At 68.2% G+C, this 23,436-nt stretch carries 16 protein-coding genes; 9 read left to right on the top strand and 7 right to left on the bottom strand.

What is annotated here, in order from left to right:
- Positions 1 to 2 precede the first annotated feature (2 nt).
- The 3 genes from BLU09_RS36805 to BLU09_RS36815 are packed head-to-tail and all read left to right on the top strand — an operon-like array spanning position 3 to position 3,636.
- Positions 3 to 1,967, top strand: coding sequence for a serine/threonine-protein kinase (locus BLU09_RS36805; protein WP_261771513.1), 1,965 nt, complete (start codon positions 3 to 5; stop codon positions 1,965 to 1,967).
- Positions 1,964 to 2,692, top strand: coding sequence for a hypothetical protein (locus BLU09_RS36810; protein WP_090495820.1), 729 nt, complete (start codon positions 1,964 to 1,966; stop codon positions 2,690 to 2,692). The genes BLU09_RS36805 and BLU09_RS36810 overlap by 4 nt, the downstream gene beginning before the upstream one ends.
- A complete protein-coding gene (locus BLU09_RS36815; RefSeq protein ID WP_261771512.1) occupies positions 2,689 to 3,636 on the top strand; it encodes an NAD(P)-dependent oxidoreductase in 948 nt (315 codons plus the stop codon). The genes BLU09_RS36810 and BLU09_RS36815 overlap by 4 nt, the downstream gene beginning before the upstream one ends.
- A gap of 108 nt (positions 3,637 to 3,744) precedes the next feature.
- Here BLU09_RS36815 and BLU09_RS36820 read toward each other — a convergent pair whose 3' ends face one another.
- From BLU09_RS36820 to BLU09_RS36835, 4 genes are all read right to left on the bottom strand, one after another.
- Positions 3,745 to 4,797: an NADP-dependent oxidoreductase gene (locus tag BLU09_RS36820; RefSeq protein WP_090495822.1), complete on the bottom strand. Its 1,053-nt coding sequence runs from the start codon at positions 4,795 to 4,797 to the stop codon at positions 3,745 to 3,747.
- Positions 4,794 to 5,387: a DUF2239 family protein gene (locus BLU09_RS36825; protein ID WP_186818012.1), complete on the bottom strand. Its 594-nt coding sequence runs from the start codon at positions 5,385 to 5,387 to the stop codon at positions 4,794 to 4,796. The genes BLU09_RS36820 and BLU09_RS36825 overlap by 4 nt, the downstream gene beginning before the upstream one ends.
- Positions 5,388 to 5,685: 298 nt before the next feature.
- Positions 5,686 to 7,791 (bottom strand): serine hydrolase, encoded by a 2,106-nt coding sequence (locus BLU09_RS36830; RefSeq protein ID WP_090495824.1) that lies wholly within the window; start codon positions 7,789 to 7,791, stop codon positions 5,686 to 5,688.
- A gap of 44 nt (positions 7,792 to 7,835) precedes the next feature.
- The gene (locus tag BLU09_RS36835; protein ID WP_090495825.1) at positions 7,836 to 10,751 is read right to left on the bottom strand and encodes a DEAD/DEAH box helicase; all 2,916 of its coding nucleotides are present in this window, start codon (positions 10,749 to 10,751) and stop codon (positions 7,836 to 7,838) included.
- A 312-nt stretch (positions 10,752 to 11,063) separates the two neighbouring features.
- On the opposite strand from BLU09_RS36835, the gene BLU09_RS36840 reads away from it, so the two are divergent.
- The gene (locus BLU09_RS36840; RefSeq protein ID WP_244172377.1) at positions 11,064 to 12,458 is read left to right on the top strand and encodes an ELWxxDGT repeat protein; all 1,395 of its coding nucleotides are present in this window, start codon (positions 11,064 to 11,066) and stop codon (positions 12,456 to 12,458) included.
- A 183-nt stretch (positions 12,459 to 12,641) separates the two neighbouring features.
- The gene (locus BLU09_RS36845) at positions 12,642 to 12,992 is read left to right on the top strand and encodes a BP74-related protein (RefSeq protein WP_090495827.1); all 351 of its coding nucleotides are present in this window, start codon (positions 12,642 to 12,644) and stop codon (positions 12,990 to 12,992) included.
- Between the two features lie 228 nt (positions 12,993 to 13,220).
- On the opposite strand, the gene BLU09_RS36850 is transcribed toward BLU09_RS36845, so the two are convergent.
- Positions 13,221 to 13,772 (bottom strand): TetR/AcrR family transcriptional regulator, encoded by a 552-nt coding sequence (locus BLU09_RS36850; protein ID WP_090495828.1) that lies wholly within the window; start codon positions 13,770 to 13,772, stop codon positions 13,221 to 13,223.
- A gap of 104 nt (positions 13,773 to 13,876) precedes the next feature.
- Here BLU09_RS36850 and BLU09_RS36855 point away from each other — a divergent pair, with 104 nt between their 5' ends.
- The 3 genes from BLU09_RS36855 (at position 13,877) to BLU09_RS36865 (ending at position 18,158) form a co-directional block, all read left to right on the top strand.
- Complete coding sequence (locus BLU09_RS36855) at positions 13,877 to 14,791, top strand: NmrA family NAD(P)-binding protein (RefSeq protein WP_090495829.1); 915 nt, start codon at positions 13,877 to 13,879, stop codon at positions 14,789 to 14,791.
- Positions 14,792 to 15,074: 283 nt separating this feature from the next.
- Positions 15,075 to 16,289: a methyltransferase gene (locus BLU09_RS36860; RefSeq protein WP_090495830.1), complete on the top strand. Its 1,215-nt coding sequence runs from the start codon at positions 15,075 to 15,077 to the stop codon at positions 16,287 to 16,289.
- Positions 16,290 to 16,817: 528 nt separating this feature from the next.
- On the top strand, positions 16,818 to 18,158 hold the full coding sequence (locus BLU09_RS36865) for an exo-alpha-sialidase (protein WP_090495831.1): 1,341 nt from the start codon (positions 16,818 to 16,820) through the stop codon (positions 18,156 to 18,158).
- A 154-nt stretch (positions 18,159 to 18,312) separates the two neighbouring features.
- Here the strand turns inward: BLU09_RS36865 and BLU09_RS36870 are convergent, their stop codons facing one another.
- The gene (locus tag BLU09_RS36870) at positions 18,313 to 18,567 is read right to left on the bottom strand and encodes a hypothetical protein (protein ID WP_090495832.1); all 255 of its coding nucleotides are present in this window, start codon (positions 18,565 to 18,567) and stop codon (positions 18,313 to 18,315) included.
- 782 nt (positions 18,568 to 19,349) lie between these two features.
- On the opposite strand from BLU09_RS36870, the gene BLU09_RS36880 reads away from it, so the two are divergent.
- Complete coding sequence (locus BLU09_RS36880; RefSeq protein ID WP_244172379.1) at positions 19,350 to 21,332, top strand: endonuclease; 1,983 nt, start codon at positions 19,350 to 19,352, stop codon at positions 21,330 to 21,332.
- 256 nt (positions 21,333 to 21,588) lie between these two features.
- On the opposite strand, the gene BLU09_RS36885 is transcribed toward BLU09_RS36880, so the two are convergent.
- Positions 21,589 to 22,584, bottom strand: a complete 996-nt coding sequence (locus BLU09_RS36885; protein WP_090495835.1) for a deoxyhypusine synthase family protein — start codon at positions 22,582 to 22,584, stop codon at positions 21,589 to 21,591.
- Between the last annotated feature and the right edge of the window lie 852 nt (positions 22,585 to 23,436).

The following is a 23,436-nucleotide window of genomic DNA, read 5'->3' on the forward strand; positions in this document are numbered from 1 at the left end:
TGATGACGGGTGAAGTGCTTGCGGGCCGCTACCGACTCGAGCGGGAGTTGGGGCGTGGGGGAATGGCCACGGTCTTCCTGGCCACGGACGTGCGGCTGTCGCGCCCGGTAGCACTGAAGCGGATGCACCCAGGAGGCGGCACGGGCCGCGCGGAGCGCTTCCGGCGGGAGGCCGAGCTGGCCGCCTCGCTCCATCATCCCAATGTCCTGGAGGTCCACGACTACGGCGAGGATGAGGCCCATGGCCCATTCCTCGTCTGCGAGTGGGTGCGGGGCGAAGACCTCCGCGCGCTGGCGGGGAGGCTCTCGCCGGCGCCGCCCGAAGCGGTGATGGTGTTGGGCTGGGAGCTCGCCCGGGCGCTGGCGGCGGCGCACGCACGCGGCATCGTCCACCGCGACGTGAAGCCCGACAACGTGCTGGTGGCGGAAGGCGGGCCGCTGAAGCTGGCGGACTTTGGACTCGCCGCGCTGGAGGACCAGGAGCGCCTCACGAGTACCGGGGCGGTGACGGGCTCATTGCCATACATGGCGCCCGAGCGCATCGACACAGGCGCGTACTCCCCTGCCTCGGATGTGTACGCGGTCGGTGTCATCCTGTTCGAGCTGTGCTCGGGCACCACGCCGCACGCGGGCAAGGGCGCTGCGCATCTGGCCGCGTCGGTGATGACGAAGGATGCGCCACCGCTGACGGAGGTGGTGCCGGGCACGCCCGAGCCCTTGTCAGCGCTGGTCGCGTGGTGTCTGGCGAAGGATGCACGGGACAGACCGCGCGACGGGGCCGCGCTGGCGTTGGCGTTGGAGGAGCTGCTCCAACGAGAGGTCGGCCCGCCTGCCGACGTGGCGCGGGAGTTCTTGGGAGACCCGGTGGCCCGTGCCAGTCGATGGCGCCGGGCTCGCTTCGAACGGTTGCTGGAGGAAGGGCGCGGACTGCTGGCGCGCGGAGAGGGGGCACGGGCCGCGAAGGTCCTCAACGCCGCGCTGTCGATGGAACCGACGTCCGCCGAGGTGGTGGCGCTGCTGCGTCAGCGGCCGAGGCGGTCCGCGTGGAGGGCTGGCGCCGTGGGCGCCGGGCTCCTGCTCTGCGCGACCGCGGGCTGGTGGATGAGGCCGGGCCAGGGTGTCGAAGACGCGAAGGCACCACGTGGCGCGGAGCCCTCGTCAGGGCAGGCCTCCCTCAGAACGGCATCCGTTGACGGCGCCTCCACTGGTGAACGCCTTCACGCGCCCACGCCCCCCGGTCAGGAGAGGCCTGCCCCGGGGACGGAACCCGGCATGTTGGACGCTTCGCGGGAACCGGAGCCTCCGGCTGGAAGTGACACCACGAATCTGGCCGGGGCCTTCGTGCCGACAGAGCGCGCGGCGGACGGTGCCGGGACGAAGCGGGCTCGGGCATCCGTTTCGACCGGGCGTTCGGGGGGAATGGATTCGGCGAAGCGGGCCGTATCGCCCCTGCCGACAGGGCACTCGGCGGGAGCCGAGCCCAAAGGGGCCACGCAGCCCTTGGTGCCGGCGCCAGGGCCGGACGTGGAAACCACCCTCCCCGCGCGTCCCGCCATGCTGAAGGTGACGGCGCGCCCGTGGGCGGAGGTGTTCGTGAACGGCGAGAGCCACGGGTACACACCTCGTGTGCGTGAGTTCTCGCTGCCAGCGGGGACCTACCGGCTGCGTTTCGTCAACCCGCTGTGCGACGAGGTCGAGCAGGAGGTGACGCTCGCGCCGGGGGAGACCGTGACGCGCGACGTGGTCTTGTCACCGCGCAAGGCAGAGGTGCGCATCCACGCGCCCGTGGGCGCGCGGCTCTTCGTGGACGGCCGGGAGGTGGGCGTCGCTCCCCTGTCCGGTCCGGTGATGGTCGAACATGGACGACACACGGTGACGGCACGCCGTGTGGGTGAACCGGCCTTGGTGCGAGAGGTGGACGTTGTCGCCGGTCGTCGTCTCGAAGTGGCGCTGGACGTGACGCCATGATGAGCGCGGCCTTGATGCTGATGCTGCTCGCGGCGTCCCCGCTCGACAGCGCGCGCGGTGCCTACCAATCCGGCGAGCTGCCCAAGGCCCGCGCCGAGCTGGAGTCCCTGCTCTATCCGCTGCGGCTCGACGGAGCGGCGTTGGAAGCAGAAGCGCACCTGCTGCTCGCAGCCACCTATCACGCACAGGAGGAGCTTGCCCGCGCGGAGGACGAGGTGGTGCGAGGGCTGGCCGTTCACGGAGACTCGGCGCTGGACCCGCTGCTGTATCCACCGGACTTCCTTGCCTTCGTCGAGCGTGCGCGCGCCCAACACCAGACACGCATCGGGGAGCTGCGCGCCGAGCGGAGTCCTCGGCTGTTTCCGGCGCCCTCCCCCATCGTCGACCCCATCCGCCCAGACGAGGTGCCCACCTCGCCGGCGCTGACCCGTGCCTGGTATCTGGCGCCCCTGGGCGTGGGGCACTTCAAGCACGGGCGCTCGGGGATGGGCACGGTGCTGGCGGTGACGCAGGGATTGGGACTCGCGGCGGCGGGAGTCTCCCTGGGGACCTCGCTCTCGCTGCGTGGGCCGGACGGCCGATACAGCGCGAGCGACGCGGGGACGGCGCGGACGCTCAACGTGACGTACCTGGTGGGAGCCTATGCCTTCGCGGTGGCCTATGCGTATGGTGTCCTGGATGGGTTGGTGTTGACGCCTGCTCCACCCGTTCGCCCGGTTCCTTGAGGGATGGGCGGGCTTCACGTTTCGGGGTTACCGTACAACCTGGAATCCAAACGAGGTTGCACATGCACCCGATTCGTTCAGCCAAGATGGCGGTGGTGGGTTGTGGTCTCATGGGAAGCGCACTGGCGCGAGCCTTCGCCTCGGCGGGCCACGACGTCGCGGTCTGGAACAGGACTCCCAGCAAGGCCACGGCTGTCGGTGGTGGCACCCGTGCCTTCGACAGCCTCGTCGAGGCCGTCTCGGGGCGCGAGCTCGTCGTCGTCTCCCTCTCCAACTACGCCGCCTCCGCCGAGGTGCTCTCGGCGAAGAGCGTCGCGGCGGCACTGGCTGGAACGACGCTCGTTCAGCTCACCAGCGGCTCACCCGCGGACGCGCGTGAGGGGCTGGCGTGGGCCCAGGCCCACGGCGTGGACTACCTGGATGCCGCGATCCTCGCCTACCCGAGTTTCGTCGCCACCGAGTACGCGACCGTCTATTACGCGGGGTCGCGCGGCACCTTCGACCGACACGTCGAGACGCTCCAGGCGATTGCCAAGAACTCCGTGTACGTCGACGAGAAGATTGGCGCTGCCGCGACGCTCGACTGCGCGATTCTCGAGGCCTATTACGGCGGCTCCCTGGCGTTCCTGCACGCGGCGGCCATGTGCAAGGCGGAAGGCCTGGACCCGAAGGCTTTCTTTGCCCAGAAGAACTCCTTCCTCGGCCTGATTTCCGTCACCGCCGACGCCGCGCAGGGCATGGTCGAGCAGAATGACTTCTCAGGCGACCAGTGCAGTCTCAACACCCACGTCGCCGCAATCGAACACATCGTCCGGCTGAGCCAGGACGCCCGCATCAGCGCACGCTTCCCGAAGGAGCTGCTCGACAACTACAAGCGAGCCGTCAGCGCGGGGCTGGGGGACCAGGAGCTGCCGGCCGTGTTCCGAACCCTGCTCCAGGACTGACGCTCGCGACTCCGCACACGCCACGAGGACCACCCGCCAGCGCGGGCGACCCCTGAGAAAACTCCAACACAGACTGCTGCTTCAGCAGCCTGCGAGTTGCCTCCGGTCTCATTGAGCGCGAGGGGGCGAGCTCGAACAGGGAATCGAGGTGACGCGCACGAGCTGCTTGCCCACGTTGCGGCCTTCGAAGAGTCCTCGCAGGGCAGAGGGGGCCTGCTCCAAGCCTTCCGCGATGGACTCCGCGCAATGGAGCGCGCCCTGGGCGTCCCAAGCCGCCAGCTCTCGAAAAGCCTCAGGAAAGCGCGAGACGTAGTCGAGGAAGATGAAGCCCTCCATCCGCGCTCGCTTGAAGCCGAGCTGCATGTAGTTGCGCGGCGCGGTGCCGTAGTCACCGTCCTTGTATCCCGAGGCCACGCTGCCGGAGAGCACCACCCGCGCGCCTCGGGCGAGGTGGTCTAGCGCGGCTTCCAGGACGTGGCCACCCACGTTGTCGAAGACGACGTCCACGCCTTGGGGCGCCAGGGCGCGAAGCCGCGCCCGGATGTCTTCAGACTTGTAGTCGATGCAGGCATCGAAGCGCGCGGTGCGGGTGACCCATTCGGCTTTGTGCGGCCCTCCCGCGATGCCAATGACACGGCAGCCCCGGAGCCGGGCCACCTGCCCCGCGATGGAGCCCACGCTGCCCGCGGCGGCGGACACCAGGACTGTCTCTCCCGGCGCAACGCGGCCCACGTCGGTGATGCCGAAGTACGCCGTCAGCCCGCTCGCGCCATAGAGGTTCAGCATCGCCTTCGGAGCGACGCCGTCCGGTACCTTGTTGAGGCCGAAGAGCCCCGCGTCGCCGGTCAGTACGTAGTCCTGCCAGCCGGTGAGCCCCGCCACCCAGTCACCCACCGCCAGCCGCTCAGTTCGGGACGCGATGACCATGCCCACGCCTGCGCCCCGCATCACCTCGCCGAGCGCGACGGGCTGGATGTACGTCGCATTCGCATTGAGCCAGGTGCGCTGGGTGGGCTCGATGGCGAGCCAGGTGACGCGGACCAACGCCTCACCCGGGCCTGGCGTGGGCACGGGGCCCTCGCGCCACTCGAAGCAGTCGTCGGACACCGCTTCCCGAGGACGGGCCTTCAGCACCCACTGGCGATTGGACGTCGTGCTCATGGCGTCACCTTTCCGAACGCGGGCGCGGCCAGCCGGCGCGCGTGATTCCTGAGGTCGTCCGGCCAGCTTCGGGTCCACTGATTGAACCGGGCGCGGTGCCCGGCGTAGAGCGCACGGGCGGCCTCCTCGTAGCCGGGCAGGTTGCCGGCCATCGTGGTCATGAAGCGGTCCGCCGCGACTTGGGCCTGACGGCGCCGGTCGGTGTCGCCGCTGCTCGCGCGCGCGGCCTCCACCAACTTGCGCAGCGCGACGGAGGCACCGCCCGGTTGCGTGGCCAACCACTCCCAGTGCCGTGGAAGCAGGGTCACCTCGCGCGCCACCACGCCCAGCCTCGGCCTGCCGGGGCTCCGAGGTCCGCTGTCTTCTTCCGTGGGGGCAGGCGCGGGCTGAAGGCGGGCCAGTAGCTCCTCGCGCGAGCCACGCAGGTGGAAGTCCACGGTCCGGCCCGTGGCGTCGTCGAAGAGCAACAGGGGCGCGGACTCCCCGGTGTCCAGCGCGCGGCGGGCCGCGAGGATGACGTCAGCCGGAGGGCCGGAGGCAATCAGGCGCTGTCCCGCGAAGGCGGTCCAGGTGGTCGAAGGCGTGGTCATCCCAGGTATCGGAGGTTCGAGAATGGCCAGATATTACCCGGGTGAAAACCCAGGTCAATTTTACCCGGATGAAATCATCCGCTGGAGGGCGCTGCCGGGGAGTCTTGCTTCTCAGTCTCCCGTCGCGGCGGTCTTGGTGCACCGTCCATCCGCTCGCGCGCCTCTTCCGCTTCCCCGTCTCCACGAGGCGCGTGGTCGGAAGCGACAGGGCTTCGAGGTCGGCTCACGAACCGGCGGAGGCCTTTGCGAGCCCCGCCGGTCCTATGAGCCCTCCCGGAAAATCCGGTGGAGGCCCTGATTAGAACAGGTCGTGCGCGGGCCAGGCGCCGACGCCGTTCACGACGTTCCACATAAGGCTGTCGAGGTTGATGTCGGGCGTACCCGAGCCGGAGCTGTTGTTGGAATTGGTCATGACGGACCAGGTGAACTCCTCGGAGCGGCTGGGCCCATAGCGGTCATCGGTGCGCACCAACAGGGCCCGGGTGCCCGGGATGTAGCCGCCGTGCCACCAGTTGGGGAGGCTGTTCACCGACCAGCCCTTGGCGTAGTTGACGGAGTTGCCCAAGGTGTCGAGCGCCGTCGTGCGTGTGGTCATCGTGGTGAGCGAGCTCGCGCTCAGCAGGTCCGAAACGGTGGAGAACCCATCCGCGCGCACGGCGACACGCAGCAAATCGATGGGCGTGGCGACCCAGCCGCCGTGCGCATCCATGCGACGCACCGGCATGCCATACGGGCTGAAGGCCCCCGTGCCAAGCTGGTAGTAGACGGGCTCGTTCGGCAGACGCGCGCTCAACGTATCGCCCCCCACGGCGAAGCTCGTGGCGCCGCTGGGCGTGAACACGTTGGCGCGCATATAGGCGTCATAGGTCATGCCCGTGACCCGCTCGATGATGCGACCGAGGACGCTGTAGCCGAAGTTCGAATACTGGTACGTCGTCCCAGGCGCGAACTCGAGCGGCACATTCTGCAACACCCACTGGATGAGCTGGGCGTGCGTCATGCCCGTGTTCATGAACATGGGGTCGCCCGTGCCGTCGGCGCCGTCGTTGTCCCAGGCGCCCGCGGTGTGCTCGAGCAGGTGCTGGACCGTGATGTTCAGGACGCGGCTGTCCGCGTAGGTGCCCTGCGCGCCGAACGTCTCACCGAGCAATCCGCCCCTGCCGAAGACGCGGTCCGTCAGACGAATCTGGCCGCTTTCAATCAGCCGCATGATGCCAATGGAAGTCATCGGCTTGGACACACTGGCGACGCGGAAGCGGTGGGAGGTGTTGACCGGGGTGTTGCTGGTTCGGTCCGCCAGGCCATACCCCTTGGCGAACACGAGGCGCCCGTGGCGGGTGATGGCCAGCGACAGGCCGACGGTGTTCGTGCTGGCCATCGCCTGCTGGACGGTGTCGTCAATGTGCTGCAGGTCGGCCGCGCTGAACGTCAGGTTCTGCCAAATCAGGGCGAACTCGGGCTGGCTCCCATTGTTGTGCGCCGCCACCAGGACGGGGCGATATCCCTGGTTCTTGAGGTCCGTCACGGCCTGTTGATACGCGGCGGCGGAGAGCCCATGACGCGCGGCGGTCGGAATCCCCGATGAAACCTGGAAGATGGCCGCGTACCGGTCCGTGCCGCCCACGTTGTAGCTGCTGACCTTCGCGAGCTGGTAACCCTGGGTCGCGTTGGTATTGAACGTGGACTGGTACTGGGCCGCGGTCAGCCCGTGGTAGGCCCTCCAGGCCGGGCCGCTCGTCTGCTCCCAGATGGCCGCGTACCGCTCCGCGCCACCGGACGTGTAGCCACTCACGTGCACGAGCCGGTAGCCCTGCCCCGCCCAGGTGTTGAACTCCGTCTGGTACTGGGACGCGCTCAGGTCATGGCGGGCCACCCACGCGGCACCACTGTCCACGTGGAAGATGACCGCGAAGTAGGCGACGCCCCCGACGCTGTACCCGTTGACCACCACCGGGCGGTATCCCTGCGCATTCTGATTGACGACGGTGGTCTGATACTGCGCGGAAGTCAGCCCGTGGAAGGCCCGCCAGGCCGGACCGCTCGTCTGCTCCCAGATGGCCGCGTAACGGGCACTGCCCCCCTCTTCGTAACCGCTGACATAGGAGAGACGATAGCCCTGCCCCACCCACGTATTGAACTCCGTCTGATATTGGGCGTTGGTGAGTCCGTGGCGGGCAATCCAAGCATCATATGGACCGGCCAGTGCCTGGGACTCGGCGCTAGAAGAGTCGCGGGACTCTTCCTCTGGCACCCCGCATCCCACGAGGGACACGACCAGCACTGACAGGACTGTCAGTAGCGGCCTCATGCTGAAAGGTTTCATGCTCGAGAACTCCTGCTTGACGTTGGTACCGCCCACAGGAAACGAATCCAGCGCGCATTTCCCCTCAGCCGCGGACAACAAAAAGAGAGCCCCCTGGTGAGTGAGCCCCCTGCCCGTGCGTCAGGTCAGCGCCGCCGTCCGCCGCCGCCCGGCCGTCTTCCATTCCGGGGTGCCCTGCCGTGATGGCCCCGGTGCCCCCCTGGCCTGGGGGCGCCGCGCTCCCGGTCCTGTCGCGGGGGTGGACGCTCACGGGTGGCCTCGGCGATCTCGTCCGGCATCCAGGGCCGGTCCAGCAGTTCCTGGAGCTCGAGGAGTGAGCGAGCCACGATCACGCCCCTCCGGCCCCGGGCCACGCTGAAGCGCTGGGGACGGTCGAGCAGCGGCAGCTCCTCCTGCACCAGCGTGCGCGCGAGCTTCTCCGGCAGGAGCAGCCGCACCACACCTCGCGGGGCTCCGTCCGACAGTCTCTCCACGTCGTATTCGAGCGGCACCGCCTGCTCGCGCACCTCCACGGCGTCCGGGAGCGCCAGGAGCGCCTGACGCGTCGCGGGCGGCACGAGCGCGTCCAGTTCGAGCCGCAGCGGGCGCGCCTTGAAGTCGTCGAGCGTGTCCACCCCATCCAACTGCGCCTCGTAGAGCGCGGTCAGCTCCGACAACCCCAGCGGCGCGGTGGTCCCTCCCGAGCGTCGCCACAGCTCGCGCACCTCGGCGATGGCGACCCGATGCCGGTCCACCGCGGGATGGGGGGCTTCGCCCTGCGCCAGCGCCTCGGCGAGCGCGTGCCGGGCCGCCTTGGCGAGCTCCGGCCCCCAGGCGCGCAGCACCTCCACTTCCCGTTCGAGCTCGAAGCCGAAATAGTCCACCCGCTTTTCGAGCACGACCGAGCGGAAGCGCACGTCGTACACCGGCGCCGCCGAGTGACGGCGGGCGTAGCGGCGCAGCAGGGACTGGGGAAGCTGGGTCCCCTCGATGCCGGCCTGCGAGTCGCCGTTGCGGTCGGCGAAGTAGCGCAGCGTGCCCGCCACCGCGCCCAGGTTGCCACACACGCTCGTCTTCGACACGCGCGCGACCTCGCCCCAGGCGGTGCGCTCGTCGATGACCAGGTCGAAGGGAATGAAGCGCGCGAGCAGGTCGCAGAAACGCCGGTGGGCGCGCGGGTCCGCGAAGGGCATCCGTGCGGGCAGCGCCAACCCCACGCTCCGGTACACGCTCGCCATCGCGAGCGCCGCGTCCTCCAGGGCCTTCACCAGCACCCCACGCACCTCCGCCCAGGCCGCGAGCTTCTCCGCCTGGAAGACGTGGCGCGGCAGCCCCTGCACCTCACCCACCGTGCCCGCTTCACGGAAGGCCTCGGCGTAGAGGTTGTACGCGGTCAGGTGGTCGCTGCCGGGCACGAGCAGTCCGTCCAGGTTCCGCTCCTCGCGCGTCATCCTGTGCAGCGACTCCACCGAGCTGCACACCGCGAGCAACGGCAGCAACGCGTCCTCCGCGTTGACGATGAGCTCCGCCCACGGACGCTCCACCGGCAGGGCTTCCACCGCGCGGCCGTAGTCGGACAGCCGTCCTTCCGCGTCCACGATGTCGCGCGCCTGCAACTTCGCGAGCGCCCGGCGATAGGCATTGCGGTCCAGCGGCACGGGCAGGTCCAACTCATCCGCCCGCACGCCCAGGGCCGCGGCGGTGAGCGCCACCCGCTCCGGCTCGCCCGCGAGTTGGAACTCCGGTTCGGTGGGCCTCAGCGAGGCGAAGTGCAGCGGCCGGTCGCTCAGGATGAAGACGCGCCCGCCCTCCACCCGCCCGTGCACGCGCCCCGCCATCTGCAAGAGTTCGTTGTTGCCCAGGTGCACGCGGGTGAGGACGTTGCGGCCGCGCTCCACCAGGTTCGTGAAGCGCATGTCGTCGATGACGACCGTGTCCAGCCCCGGCACGTTGAGCGCGCTCTGCCCCGCAGCCGTCATCGCGAGCACGAAGGGCCGGGGCGCCGTGCCCTCCAGGAAGGGGCGGATGGCACGCAGCGGTTCGCCGCCGTGGTAGTGCGCCGCATGGAGCTCCGGCGCGTTCGCGCGCACATGGGCCGCCGCCTCCTCCACGCCCGCGCGCGTGGCCAGGAACACGCCCACGCCGCGCCCCTGCTGCTGCACCTCCCGCAGGAAGTCCTCGTCGAGGAAGGACAGCGGCTGACAGCGCTCCACCTCCACCCGGGCCGCCTTCCTCGGGTCGAAGGAAGACACCTGGAGCACGTCCGCGCTGTCCAGATAGCGCGCGTAGAAGGCCGGGTCCACGGTGGCGGACAACCAGATGAAGCGGCAGCCCGCGCGCTTGCCCAGGGCCAGGCACAGCTCCAGTTCGGCGGAGGTCTGGTGGATTTCATCCACGATGAGCGTGTCCTCGCGCCGGATGGCGCCGCCCTGGAACCAGCGCCGCGCGATGCCGGTGGTGACGATGGCCACGTCCGCGAGCGGCGTCTGCGCGGTGGCCTCCCGCTCGCGGTTGACCACCGTCACCCGCAGGGGCCGCCGGCCCACGAGTTCCTCCGCGATGGAGCGGATGGCGAGCGTCTTGCCCGTGCCAGTGCCCGCGACGATGCCAAACCCCTGCCCGCTCCGGGCCAGCTCGCGGAGGCGCTCGCCGTGGTGCTCCTCCAGGTACGTACGCAACTCCAGCCCGAGAGCCAACTCGATGGTCTCGCACGCGGCGCGCGTGGGCGCGATGACCACCACCCGCCCGCGCTGGGGCGTGACGGCGGAGGAGGCGTCAGGGTGCGGCGGCAGGTATCGGTCGGTGGGCGTACGCACGAAGGCCAGTGATACGCACGAGCGGTGTCCAGGGGAAGCGATTCGCCCGCGCAAGCCCGGCCGAGGGGAGGCAGACAACCGTGTGCGCCAGGGAATGACGTACTCGTCCATCGGGCTAGCGAGTCCAGCGCCGCCCGGTGAACGTGGCCTGCGGCGCGAGGGAGCCCAGCTCCACGACGCGGTCGTCCGGGCCGAGAGCACCGCACCGCCCAAAGGACGCATGCTCGCGGGAGCCGTCGCCCGCATGCGCGAGCCTGCGTCGCGTTCTCATCCATCAGCGAAGCATCACGAGGCGATGGAAGTGAGCGCGACTGGACCTGCTGAAGATTTGCGACCAGGAACCCGGCGCCCTCCCCTGGCCGCGGCGCTGCTCCGGACTTATCGCCATCGGGGCTGTCGCCCACCCGAGAACGAGGGGAAATCATGCGTGCATGGTGGCAAGTGGCATGGGTCTGTCTGGCAACCGCGGGATGCGGTGGGCCTCTTCCAGAAGCATCGCTCTCCGAGGAACACGCCCCCGAGGAGGTCACCGCGCATTGGGATGCCCCTCTCCCGAAGTTGGGGCCCGCCACGCTGTTGAAGGACATCTACCCGCCTCCCCCGGGGCCATTCCCGGACCCGCTGGGTGGCCCGTCGCCAACGGAGCTGGTGTCCTTCCGCGGCAAGCTCTTCTTCTCGGCCTTCGACTTCGAGGCGGACCGAGGCGCGCTGTGGCGAAGCGCGGGCACGACAGCGAGCACGGTCCCCGTGAAGCACCTGGACGATTCTCCCGGACGGCTGACCGTCGTCGGCCGGCAGCTCTTCTTCATTGAAGGCTTCATGGAACACGGCGCGGACCTGTGGGTGAGTGATGGCACCACTGCGGGCACGCGTCAGGTGAAGGACCTCGCCCCGGAGGGCGGCACCGCCTCCCTGGCTGACTTCATCGCGGTGGGCAACACGCTCTACTTCTTCCGGTCGGTCCGGCCCACCCTCATCGCCACCGAGAACCTGGAGCTGTGGCGCAGTGATGGCACCTCGGCCGGCACGGTGCGCGTGAAGGACCTGGGACCGAGGGACACCGTGAACGGGCCCTTTGACCTGGCGAGCGTGGGCAACCGCCTCTTCATGAGCCTCGGGGTGCCCGACACCGGAGTGGAGCTCTGGGTGAGTGACGGCAGCGCCTCCGGAACCCGCCTCGTCAAGGACATCAACCCGGGTGCCGCGTCCTCGTTCCCTCGGAACCTGACGCAAGCGGAGGGAGTGCTCTACTTCTCCGCGGACGACGCCGTGCACGGCCGTGAAGTGTGGCGCAGCGATGGCACGGCCCAGGGCACGGAGCTGGTCGAGGACACCGTTCCCGGCCCTCAGGGCTCGGAAGCGCAAATCTTCGCCCTGTTCAAGGAGCGCCTCTACTTCGCCACCTTCACACCGGGCTTCACGGTGACGGAGATTCGCAAGCTCGACCCGGACCCCTCCTGCCACCCGCGCTCGAATCTCGTCGCGAGCATCCCCAACCCCTACGCCGACCTTCCTCTCGATTTCTTCATCTTCGTCGCCACGTCCACGGCGACCGAGAGAAAGCTCTACTTCACGCTCTTCTACGACATCGGCAGCCCCGCCCCCTTCGACGTCCAGCTGTGGCGGACCGATGCCACCGCCCAGGGAACGAAGCTGCTGTACCAGCCACTCATCGTCTCTCCGGACCTCCGACCGCCCACGCCAGTCCCCACCGATGACGGCCGCGTCGTCTTCTACGCCTTCGATGAAGCGCACGGCCACGAGCTTTGGGTGAGCAACGGACAGCCGAGCGGCACCAGGCTCCTGCAGGACATCGTCCCGGGCCCCGCCTCTTCCTATCCGCAGGACCTGCTGCGCGTAGGCGACTTCATCTACTTCACGGCACTGGATGGGCAGCTCGGCCGGGAGATCTGGGTATTGCCTGTGCCGAGGCCTCAAGTCGCGAATCACTGACGCCTCGCCAACCCATCGCGCTGGCGGCCTGCCGGTTCTCGGAGGCCGCCCCCGCCCCGTGCGACGGCCTCAGACAACACACCGCGCGACGCCGCATTCAAGACACACCGCCGCTACCGGCAGGTGATGCAATCGAGTGAGGGGAATCTCCTATATGGGGCCCCTGCCCCAAGGAGCCTTGCCATGGCAAACCCGGTTCGTTTCGCATTTACGCAGAGCGCCCAGCCCAACCTGGAGTTCATCGTCGAGCTGTCTGACGAGAAGACGATTGCACACGCACGGAAGATTCTCTCTGGCGAGGAGAAGAACGAAGTCCACGTCCACGGACGCATCATCAAGCGGGCCGCGGCCTACAACCCGAAGTTCTCCTTCCACCTGGACCCGAACACCATCCGCTTCTTCTCGATGGCCATCGAGGTCTGCGATGCCAACATGACGTATGTGGAAGACCACCTCGACGAGGCGGGCGGTGCATTCCTCCCGGGCGGACACTGGTGCCCGTGGGACTCCAAGCTGACGCGCGAAATCGCCTGATCCCTTCAGCCAGGTCCGCGAGCAGAGCGCCCTGCGTGGCCGAAGGAGCCACGCAAGGCCGCGGGGTGTTGAGGCTCGAGCTGTCCCAGCCAAGCGAGCCAGGCCCCTGCCGCGCACCGCATGGGAGCGCGGACAGGGCCGGCCTGTCCACCCGTGGGTAGCATCACTCCGGCGTCCACCGAGAAGGGCGTCTTCGAGCGGGAGGGCGGCCCGCCGCGCTCCCTGCATTCACGGCCAGATGCCGGTGAGCGCGAGGCGCAGCACCCGGCTCGCGGTGAGCGGATCGTCTTCGTTGGCGACGGCAATCGCGTTCGCCAGCATCAGCAAGTCCTGCGTCGTGGCACGGGCATGAATCGCGCCTGCTGATGACGCCCGCGCCACCAGAACGCTCAACACATCGAGCAGCTTGTCGGTGGAGCAGACCTCCTCAGCCGTAAGGCCATCCGGGCCGGTCAACAGCGCTGCGGCAAGCCCGCGGTGGGTCACTGTGTAAACCGTCAAGTCCTCGAGCCAGGCCGCCAATTCCGCGGCGGGATCCGCTCCCGGTTGCGAGGATGCCCGCGCACAGAGTTGCGCGACGCCATCGCGGAATACCGCCTCCAACAGCGACTGCCGCGAGGGAAAGTGCCGGTGCAGCGTCGCCGAGCCTACCCCCGCCCGCCGCGCGATCTCCTCGAGCGACACCTGCGCACCATCCCTGCCGACCAGCTCCGCGGCGACCGCGACAATCCGCTCCCGATTGCGCCGCCCATCCGCTCGCAACGGCTTCACATGCTCCACCGCGACCGCCTCCTCACGAGAACCCGCGTTGACAAATGGGGTCCCCCTCCATATCTAACCACGAGAATAAACGGTGGGGTCCCCCACTTACAAAGGAGCGGTCCATGAGCAGCAACGAATGCGTTCTCGTCACCGCTGCCACGGGGCGTCAGGGCGGCGCCACCGCCCGAGCGCTGCTGGCCGAAGGCGGCACCCCGGTGCGTGTGATGGTGCGCAATCCCAAGGCGCCAAACGCGAAGGCCCTCGCGGAGGCTGGCGCCGAGGTGGTCGTCGGAGACCTCGACGATCCGGCGTCGTTGCGCGCGGCCTGCGCTGGGGCACGGGCGGTCTTCTCGATGCAGTCCCCCATCATCTCCACGACCGGCGTCGACTACAGCAAGGAACTCCAGCAAGGGAGGAACCTCGTCGAGGCCGCGCTTGCCGAAGGTGTCGAAACGTTCGTGCATACCGCGACCTCCGGTGTCGGCGACCACCGAAACGTCGAGGGCTGGGCGGAGGGGCGCTGGAAGTCGCACGAGACGTATTGGGAGAACAAGCTTGCCACCTGCGACCTCGTCCGCAGCGCGGGATTCAAGCACTGGACCCTCATCCTGCCCGCCACCTTCATGGATCATCCGATGTTGGATCCGGCTGGCTTCGTCGACGGGCACCGGTTGCTCACGGTGATCAGGACCGATCAAACCATCGCGTTGGTCGCGCCAGAGGACATCGGCAAGGCGGCCGCGGCGGCGCTCAACAATCCCGCGACGTTCAACGGCGTGACGCTGCAGCTCGCGAGTGACCTGCTCACGCTTCCTCAGATCGCCGAGGTCCTCTCGCGCCTCGACGGCAAGGAGTACATCGTCCAGGTCAGCACGGTCGAGGAGGCCGTCGCGGCCGGCCTGCATCCCGGCGTGGCGCAAGGCCTGACGTACATGAACGTCGCCCCGGTGCTGGCGCGGCCCGAGATCGCGCGGTCCTATGGCCTTTCGCCCATGAGCTTCGAGACCTGGGCGCGCCAGCGTCGCGAGCTGGCCTGACCTGCCGCCCAGTCGTCGCAGCTCCCATGCCGTGTCCGGGGCGAGCGGCTTCTCCAGCTTCGTGTCGCAGACGGGCACCACGATGCGCCACTGGCCGTCGAGGCCCACCTCCTCAATCCGTGATGCCTCCGGGAGTGGTGGCGCCTCGGAGAATTCGAGGCGCTGTTGACGGCGGAGGGCCGCTGACGGGGGAAGTCCGAGATGATTGAATCGCCGCCAAGTCCAGGGAGAGCGGCACCGTCCTCACCAACCGGAGGAGCAGCGGCGCATAGGATGCGCCGACATGGACTTCCAGGCGCGACTCGAAGCGCTCACGCACCAACTCCGGCCCTGGTCCCCGCTCTGGTCCCGCTCCATCCTTCAGGGCTGGCCCGGGTCCGGCGTCGCCTATCCCGAGGACTGGCTGGCCTATGCCCGGTCGCTCGATGAAGCGGGCGAGCGGCGGCTGGACCAGGGGGCGCTCGCGGGCGTCCCGCCTCCGGCCCTGGACGCACTCCTGGGGGCGCTCCAGGAACTGACGGCGCTGCCCTGGCACGAGGGCCTTCACGCGCTGACGGTCGCGGAGACGCAGGGCCTCAGCGCCAAGAAGACCCACGAGCTCGAGCGAGTGCTCGCCCTGCTCGCGCCGAGAACGCGCTTCATCCACCAGGCGGTCGATATTGGCGGCGGCATGGGACATCTCGCCCGCCTCTGTGCGCGGACGTTCGGGTGGACCTTCCACAGCATCGATCGGGACGCCGCGTTGCAGGACAAGGGCCGACGGTGGCTGACGAGAACCCATCCCCCAGGCGGTGACACCCTGTGTTTCATCCAGGCCTCCGTCGAGGACGGACTCCAACCACAGCTCGATCCGCTCTTCTCCGGCTGGGACCGGGCCTCGCTCGGCCTGCACACCTGCGGGCCGCTCGCCCTCACGCAGATTCGCAAGAGCCAGGGAGCGGGCTTCGTCCTGAACATCGGCTGCTGCTACGACAAGCTGGAGGTCCCGCGGGATTACCCCGTCTCCCGCTTCGGGAGCGAACATCCGTTGCCCTTTACCCCACATGCCCTGGCGTTGACGACGCGGGGACGGCATCACAAGACCGAGGAGGAGTTCGCGCGGATGAAGCGGGTGTATGCGTGGCGCTTCGCGTTCGATCTCCTATCGAGGCGGCACTTTCCCGAACGCGGCTTCGTGAGAGCAGGCGACGCGCCCCGGGCGCTTTACGCCGAACGCTTCGCCGTCTACGCGCGCGACCGCCTGGAGCGACTGGGCCTCGATCCCGGCATGACGGACGCCGAGCTGAATGCCTTCGAGGTGTCCGTTCGCGCCGAGACACGAGACCTGTTGCTCTGCCATCTGCTGAGGGACCGCTTCGCGAGGGCGTTGGAGGTCGTGCTCCTGCTTGATCGCGCAATCCTTCTGGAGGAATCGGGCTTCCAGGTCGAGCTCCTCCAACTCTTCGATCCGCGCCAGTCTCCGCGCAACCTCGCACTCATCGCGTCGCGGAGCGCTTGAGCACGTCTCGGGCCGGCCCCCGGAGGCCGTTCACGCCCCCTCGATGCGGCCAGTCTGGCGCATCGTTTCAGGCCTTCACTGAGGTTGCCCCGGTTCCACGAAGTGTCCCGGGCTATCGCCATCAAGCAGCAGCCCGGTACTTCTTTTCGAAGTTGGCGGGCGACTCGTCGTCGAGCGCGGGGTGCCGTCGTGTGGGTTGCGCCAACCCTCGATGAACTCGAAGAAGGCCATCCGTGTTTCTGCCTTTGAAGGAGAGTCGCCGAGCCGGTGCGCTCCACATGCTCCCACTCGGCATCCGGGAAGGGAGTACAGCGTTTCCATTCCCAGCGTGTAGCCACGTCACTGGCAGCCTGCGGAGTCTGCCTACTCCTCCGAGGAGCATCACGCAAACTGCGGGAGAGGCGCGAAACTGGGGCAACTTCACCTCATTGTTGGCCACCACCAACCGAGCAGCGCCCGCGAGCAGTGTCTCGACTCAGCCCCAGAAATTACTCCTCCCCAGCAAGCGTACGAGACGGGGAAGCGAACATGGCGAAACGGACGAGCGCGGTGGGCCGCGGAACCTGGGGCTGGCTTTTCGGAGGGTTGCTGTTGTCCTCTGGGGCCGTGGCCCACGAAGTTCCAAGACGGTTCGAGGAGAAGTTCGGCCCGGTGTTGAACCTGAGCGACACGCCAACCTTCAACTTCGAGTACGCGATAGCCGCCTCAGGAGACGACGTCTATGTCGTCTGGAGTGACACCCCGGCCGGGGGCACCACCAGCGTCTTCCTGCGAAGGAGCTCGGACCGGGGCAGGAGCTTCAGCCCTCCCCAGCTTCTGAGCAGCGGCGTCACGCCCGCCTTCATCCCATCCGTGTTCGCGGAGGGGAAGAAGGTCTACGTCGCATGGAGCGAGCAAGGCATCCAGTTCCGCGCGAGCCACGACCACGGCAGGACGTTCGAGCCGCCCCTGACACTCAGCACCAGCGGCTTCACTCCCCGGCTCGCGGCGGAGAACAGCGACGTGTACGTGACGTGGGGCGTCTCGACCGGTGAGGAGTCAGTCGACCAGCTCTTCCGAGCGAGCCACGATCGAGGCCAGAGCTTTGGCCCCACGCTGACCATCGACAACGGCCAGGAGATTGGCGTCACGGAAATCGTCGCGTCGAACAACGGAGTCTTCCTGGTCGGCGATGACGCGGGAGTGGATGACATTCCCGACGTGCGATTCCGCCGCAGCACCGACGAGGGACGGACCTTCGACCCGCTCATCAACCTCAGCGTCACCCAGGGCCCGCTCCAGCCGTCACAGCGCGCCCGCATCGCGGTAAAAGAGCAGAAGGTCCACGTGGTCTGGGAAGAGTGTAATGACTTCTTCCCCACCCTTTGTGACATCGTCTACCGGCGCAGCCCCAATCGGGGAGTCACCTTCGAGCCGGCCGTGGTCCTGAGCGACGGGGTGGGACTGGCGCTCGCACCGGACCTCGAGGTCTCGGGCCAACACGTCTTCGTGGCGTGGCAGGACAATGGCCCCGGGAACTTCGACATCTTTCTCCGTATCAGCGACGACCGCGGCGACTCGTTCGCCAAGGTCCGCAACCTGAGCAAGAGCTCTGGTGACTCCGGTGCCGTCAGCCTCTCCGCCGAGGACGAGTTCCTTCGCGTCGCATGGGAAGACAGCACGCCGGGCCCCACCGACATCTTCTATCGGGCCAGCGGCGACTTCGGTGATTCCTTCGGGCCCATCAAGAACCTGAGCGACTCCCCCGTGCGGTCCTCAGCCCCACGGGTCCTCTCATCCGAGCAGGGAAAGAACGGCTATGTGGGCTGGCTGGAGGACCTGTCGGACGACAACACGGACGTGTTCTTCCGACGTACCGAGGTGAAGTAAGCCGCGCCGGCCCCGGCGGCATACACCCCGGAGGATGATCGCGCTCATGTGAGACGGGTGCTCCTTGCACTCGTCGTTCGGACGGAACGGCCAGGCCCACAGTTCGCGTCTGGTCTTTCCGGTGAGCGTCAAGGCAGTTGTCGCGTGAGAGGTTTCAGCCGATACGCTTCACTACCTGCACTGCCAAGGTGAGGTTCGGAGAGGGCCCGAGGCGGACGGGGCCCGTCGGCATCCAGTCGCGGGGGTCGCGGCTCCAGTGTTCGGGGTGACGGACTCGGGCACGCTGGTACACCGGGTGGCGCTGGGCGAGGAGCGCGGACTCGCGGCCGAAATGCCTGTCGTCGGGTGTGACGAAGCGGATGGCGGAGTGCCGGTGCTCGGTGTTGTACCAGGCCACGAAGCGCGTCACCCAAGAGCGCGCGTGCTCGACGGAGCCGAAGGGCCGCTCTACTTCGCGGCATGGACCTGGAGCACGGCCGAGAGCTGTGGAAGACGGATGGGACGCGCGCCGTCACTCGGCTCGTGAAGGGCATCGAGCCGGGTCCAGGGTCATCGGCTTCCCGGAACCTGACCGCCATCTGCGGCACACTCTTCTTCCGTGCTGTGACGAGCGGCCAAGGCTACGAGCCCTGGCTGAGCAATAGCACGCGGAAGGGCACACGGCCCCTCCAGGAGATTGCGCCCCACGCCCCCAGCCAGCGAGCGCAGGTGCGAGGCATCATGCGCGGACAGTGGGAACGGGTCGTAGACCCGGTTTCCCTCGGGGCGAACTCTTCGCGCCCATCCCAGGTTGAAGGACAGGACGCCGCTTCACAGAAAGGACGGATAGATGCGCTGTTGAGGGTGGCGTGCTGGTGCAGAGAGGTGGAGGGCCGCTGACGGGTACCTCTCGGGCTGTGCACCGGGCCGGAGTCGAAGCCATACAGTTGGGCTTCTGGGCAACTCACGCACTGGAAGGTGATGGTGTCACCTCTCCCCTTGCCTGCATGCATGGGGTTTGCGCCCACCGATGCGGTGGCCAGGCCCGGGAGAGGATGCGTGAACGAGCAGGAGAAACAGCGGCGGCTTTTGACATATGCGAAGCGGATCGCCCCCTCGGCCGAGACAATCGAGTCACTCGCGACGGAAAGCAGCGCTCCGCTCGAGCCAGGTGCCGAGGCCCTGGCACATGCCATCAAGGCGGCCCACGCGGTGACCCGGGGTCACGAGTCCACCCTACGGCCAGAGGAGCTGTGGGCGCTCGAGGCCATCGTCCTGCCTCGGAACAGACCGGTCATCGACATCATCAATGGCAGCTACCTGCGCCCCGGGGCACCCTGGAGCGCCCTGGATGACGCGAATTTCCGTAAGCCCATCGAGGCGGCCATTCCCGCCATCGGACGCGTGGAGGTTCCCGAGCACCCAACGCTGCCGTACGTTGGAACGGGTTTCGTGGTCGGGCGCGGGCTGCTGATGACCAATCGCCACGTTGCCGAGCTGTTCACGCTGGGGCTGGGGATGCGGGGGCTGCGGTTCCAACCGGGGCTCGACAACGTGCAGGTGGACTTCAAGCGGGAGCGCGGCTCGAGCGCATCCGCGCCCCTCCGCGTGCAGCGTGTCCTGATGATTCATCCCTACTGGGACATGGCGCTGATGGAGGTAGAGGGGGTTGATGGACTGCGACCCCTCACCCTGGATTCGCGCCACGTGGACGAGGTGCGCGAGCAGGACGTCGTCGTCATCGGGTATCCCGCGCAGGACCCGCGCAATGATGCCGCGCTCCAGCACCGCATCTTCCGGGGCGTCTACCAGGTCAAGCGCCTGCAGCCGGGCAAGATCATGGGCGCACGGCGCACCTCGAGCTTCGGCCGGATGGTGGAGGCGCTCGCACACGACAGCTCGACGCTCGGAGGCAACTCTGGCTCGGCCATCTTGGATGCGCGCTCGGGCAAGGTGCTCGGGCTCCACTTCGGGGGCCGGTACCTCGAAGCGAACTACGCGGTGTCCGCCCATGACCTCAGCCGGGACTCCCGCGTGGTCGATGCCGGGGTGCTGTTCACGAAGACAAACGTCGGAGGACAGCTCCCATGGGCGAACGCGTGGAAGGACAACGAGGGCCCCCCGGCGGTGCCGCCTTCGCCTCCTCCGCCGTCTCCCGTCCTCTTCGTCCCGGCGCCGCGCGACGAGTCCTTCACGCTCACCATCCCGCTCCACATCAGCCTCCGCCTGGGGGTTCCCGCCCTGGCGGGGAATGGCCAGACCGCGCTCGTCCCCGGGCCGGCAGTGCCCGCGCCAGTGCCAGGGCAACCCGGGGAAGGCGTGGGAGCTGGGGCACCGGGCCTGACACAGGTCGACGTCGCGGAGGCTGTCGCGGAAGCCCAGCGGACGCGGGGCCTGCCCTATTACGACGCCGAGGCGGACGCGCTGGACCGGGAGCGCTACTACGAAGGTGTGCAGCCAGACTCCGACCAGGACGCGTTCTATGACGGCCTGCACGGCCTCCTCGAACGGACGCATACGGGCCGCCCACCTTACAAGCCGAGCCGCTGGCTCTACCCATGGGTGGACCGCCAGAAGGACCTCCTCCTCCGCTCGCTGTACTCGGCGGCGGGCCACTCCTTCACGCTCCAGGAGATCCTCCAGAAGGACCTGGAGGTGGAGAGGGAGCGTGCGCTACGGCTCCTGGAGCGGCCACTTACAGAGCGTCTCGACGAGGGCTTCCTGGAGCAGCTCGAGTCCGCCCTGCCGTACAACTGCGAGCACGTCGTGCCCCAGTCCTGGTTCAATGCCAGGGAGCCGATGCGCGGAGACCTGCACCATCTGTTCGCCTGCGAGATGCGCTGCAACAGCTTCCGCAGCAACAATGCCTACTTCGAGTTCCCCAGCACCGAGGCTGTCCAACAAGATTGCGGGCGGGCCGAGCGGAACCGGTTCGAGCCGGGCGCCGGGAAGGGCGCCGCCGCGCGCGCCACGCTCTACTTCCTCGTCCGCTATCCCAACGCCATCAACAGCCCGGCGGAGCTCGCCGAGGAGCGTCTGGAGACGCTGCTGCGCTGGCACAAGCAAGAACGCCCCTCCGAGTGGGAGCTGCATCGGAACCAGGCCATCTTCTCCATCCAGAAGAACCGCAACCCCTTCATCGACTTCCCGGAGTGGGCGGCCCGGGTCCGCTTCGCCCGCGGACTGGGGCGCTGAGCTGGCCCGGTCCCTTCCGTGCACAGCAGACGGGGAAGGGCCTCCGAGGCAGCTCCTCGACCTGATGCTCAAGCTCCGCGATGCGCGCATCCTTGGGGTCGACCTCGGCCACGACAGGCCGTGTCCCATGCGAATCGCGCCCTGGGGGCTGGCGGGCAGCACCCGGGCGGCGGAGCCGATCCGCACGCCCGAGTCGATGGCGGAGAGCTTGTGGAGCCCGAACACCTCGCCGGCAGGGTCTCCAGTGCCGCTCTTTTCAGTTCTTCTTCTGGCTCACGCCCCAGCAGTCGAGGACGTACGAGAAGACCAGCGGCGCCACGATCGTCGCATCGGACTCGATCACGAAGCGGGGCGTGTCGACGTCGACCTTGTGCCAGGTGATCTTCTCGTTGGGCGGTGCGCCGCTGTAGGAGCCGAACGAGGGCGTGCTGTCGGAAATCTGGCAGAAGTAGGACCAGTAGGGGACCTCCTCCTCCAAATCGAGGCGCAACATCGGCACCACGCAAATCGGGAAGTCGCCAGCGATCCCCCCGCCGATCTGGAAGAAGCCGACCTTCGCGGACGAGGAGGTCTCCCGGTACCAGTCAGCGAGGGCCGCCATGTACTCGGCGCCGCCGCGGATGGGACTCCAGGTTTCCAGCTCCTTGCGCATCACGCTGGCGACGAACACGTTGCCCAGCGTGGAGTCCTCCCATCCCGGTACGAAGATCGGAAGGCGCTTCTCCGCAGCCGCCAGGAGCCACGAATGACGGGGATCCACCTGGTATGAGCCGGCCAGCGCGCCGGAGAGGAGCAGCTCGTAGAGGTACTCGTGGGGAAAGTGGCGGCGCCCGTCCCGCTCCGCCCTCTGCCAGAGCTCGAGGAGGGGGCGTTCGACCTTGCGCATCGCCTCCTCTTCCGGGATGCAGGTATCTGCCACGCGATTGAGCCCCTTGTCGCGCAACTCGGCCTCCTGCTCCGCCGTGAGGCTGCGGGGATCGGGCACCCGCACGTAGTGCTCCTGGGCCACCAGGTTGAAGACGTCCTCCTCCAGATTCGCGCCCGTGGTCGTGATCGCGTGGACCTTGTCGCGGCGGATCATCTCGGCGAGCGAGATCCCCAGCTCCGCCGTGCTCATGGCACCGGCGAGCGTCACCATCATCTTGCCACCGTCATCGGCGTGCGCCGCCCAGGCGTCCGCTGCATCCACGAGGGTCCGGGCGTTGAAGTGCCGGAAGTGGTGCCGCAGCACGCATCGAACGGAAATGGTCATGTCATGTCCTCGAATGGAGAAGGCGCCCGCTCCGCCCCTGGCGGGGACGGCACGGACGGACGAAGTGAAGGGAACGCCGCGCCTTGCAGCACGAGCGAGCCCGCCAGCTTTTCCGAACATTCGGATGGAGCACCGGCAGCGGAGGCGACAATCACGCGCCACACCGTCTGGAACCGGCAGGATTTCGCGTATCAAACGAACACCCATGGTGCAAGCCCCCCCTGCGGCCCATTCAGGTTGCGGCGTGATGCAGGGGATCCTCGATTGAAAAAGCCGGGAAGCGCGAAGTTGAAGCGGTGTTGGCACGACGGCCTGCCCTTCGCCGAGTCAACTCTCTGACCAGGAGCCCAGACGAGCTGCGGCGCTTGAGGACCACGGAATCGGCGCTCCGAATCCTTTTGATGCGGCGCGGTACGTCGCCTGGCTCTCGCACCAAGCCTCCTCACGTCGGAGGGGCTCGCGTTCGCGCTTCCCGACGATGCGCTCGCCGGTCAACTCGGGGTGAGCGCGAAGCCGGACGTAAGCGGATACGCACACCCTCTACGACCTCGTGCCATCGCAGCGGGGGCGTGGCCTCAGTGCACAGTTGCATGCAAAAACCGCTACGCGGCATGAGCGGCACGGCGTCTTCGCCGTCGCCCCCGCCAACGCCGGTGCCCTCCTCGTTTGCGAGAGACTCGGCTACCGCCGACTCGGACTGCAGACCGGTGCCGAGCCGCCCGTCATCGACATGCGGCTCGATCGGTATCGTCGAGCCCTCGCGTGCTCGGCGGGAAGTCGGTGTCGGCGCAAGCCCGCCCCTCGTCGGCCGACCTGCGACGGCCAACGGCTCCGCCATGGGCCGATTCCTTC

Source organism: Myxococcus virescens (assembly GCF_900101905.1).
Lineage (GTDB): Bacteria > Myxococcota > Myxococcia > Myxococcales > Myxococcaceae > Myxococcus > Myxococcus virescens.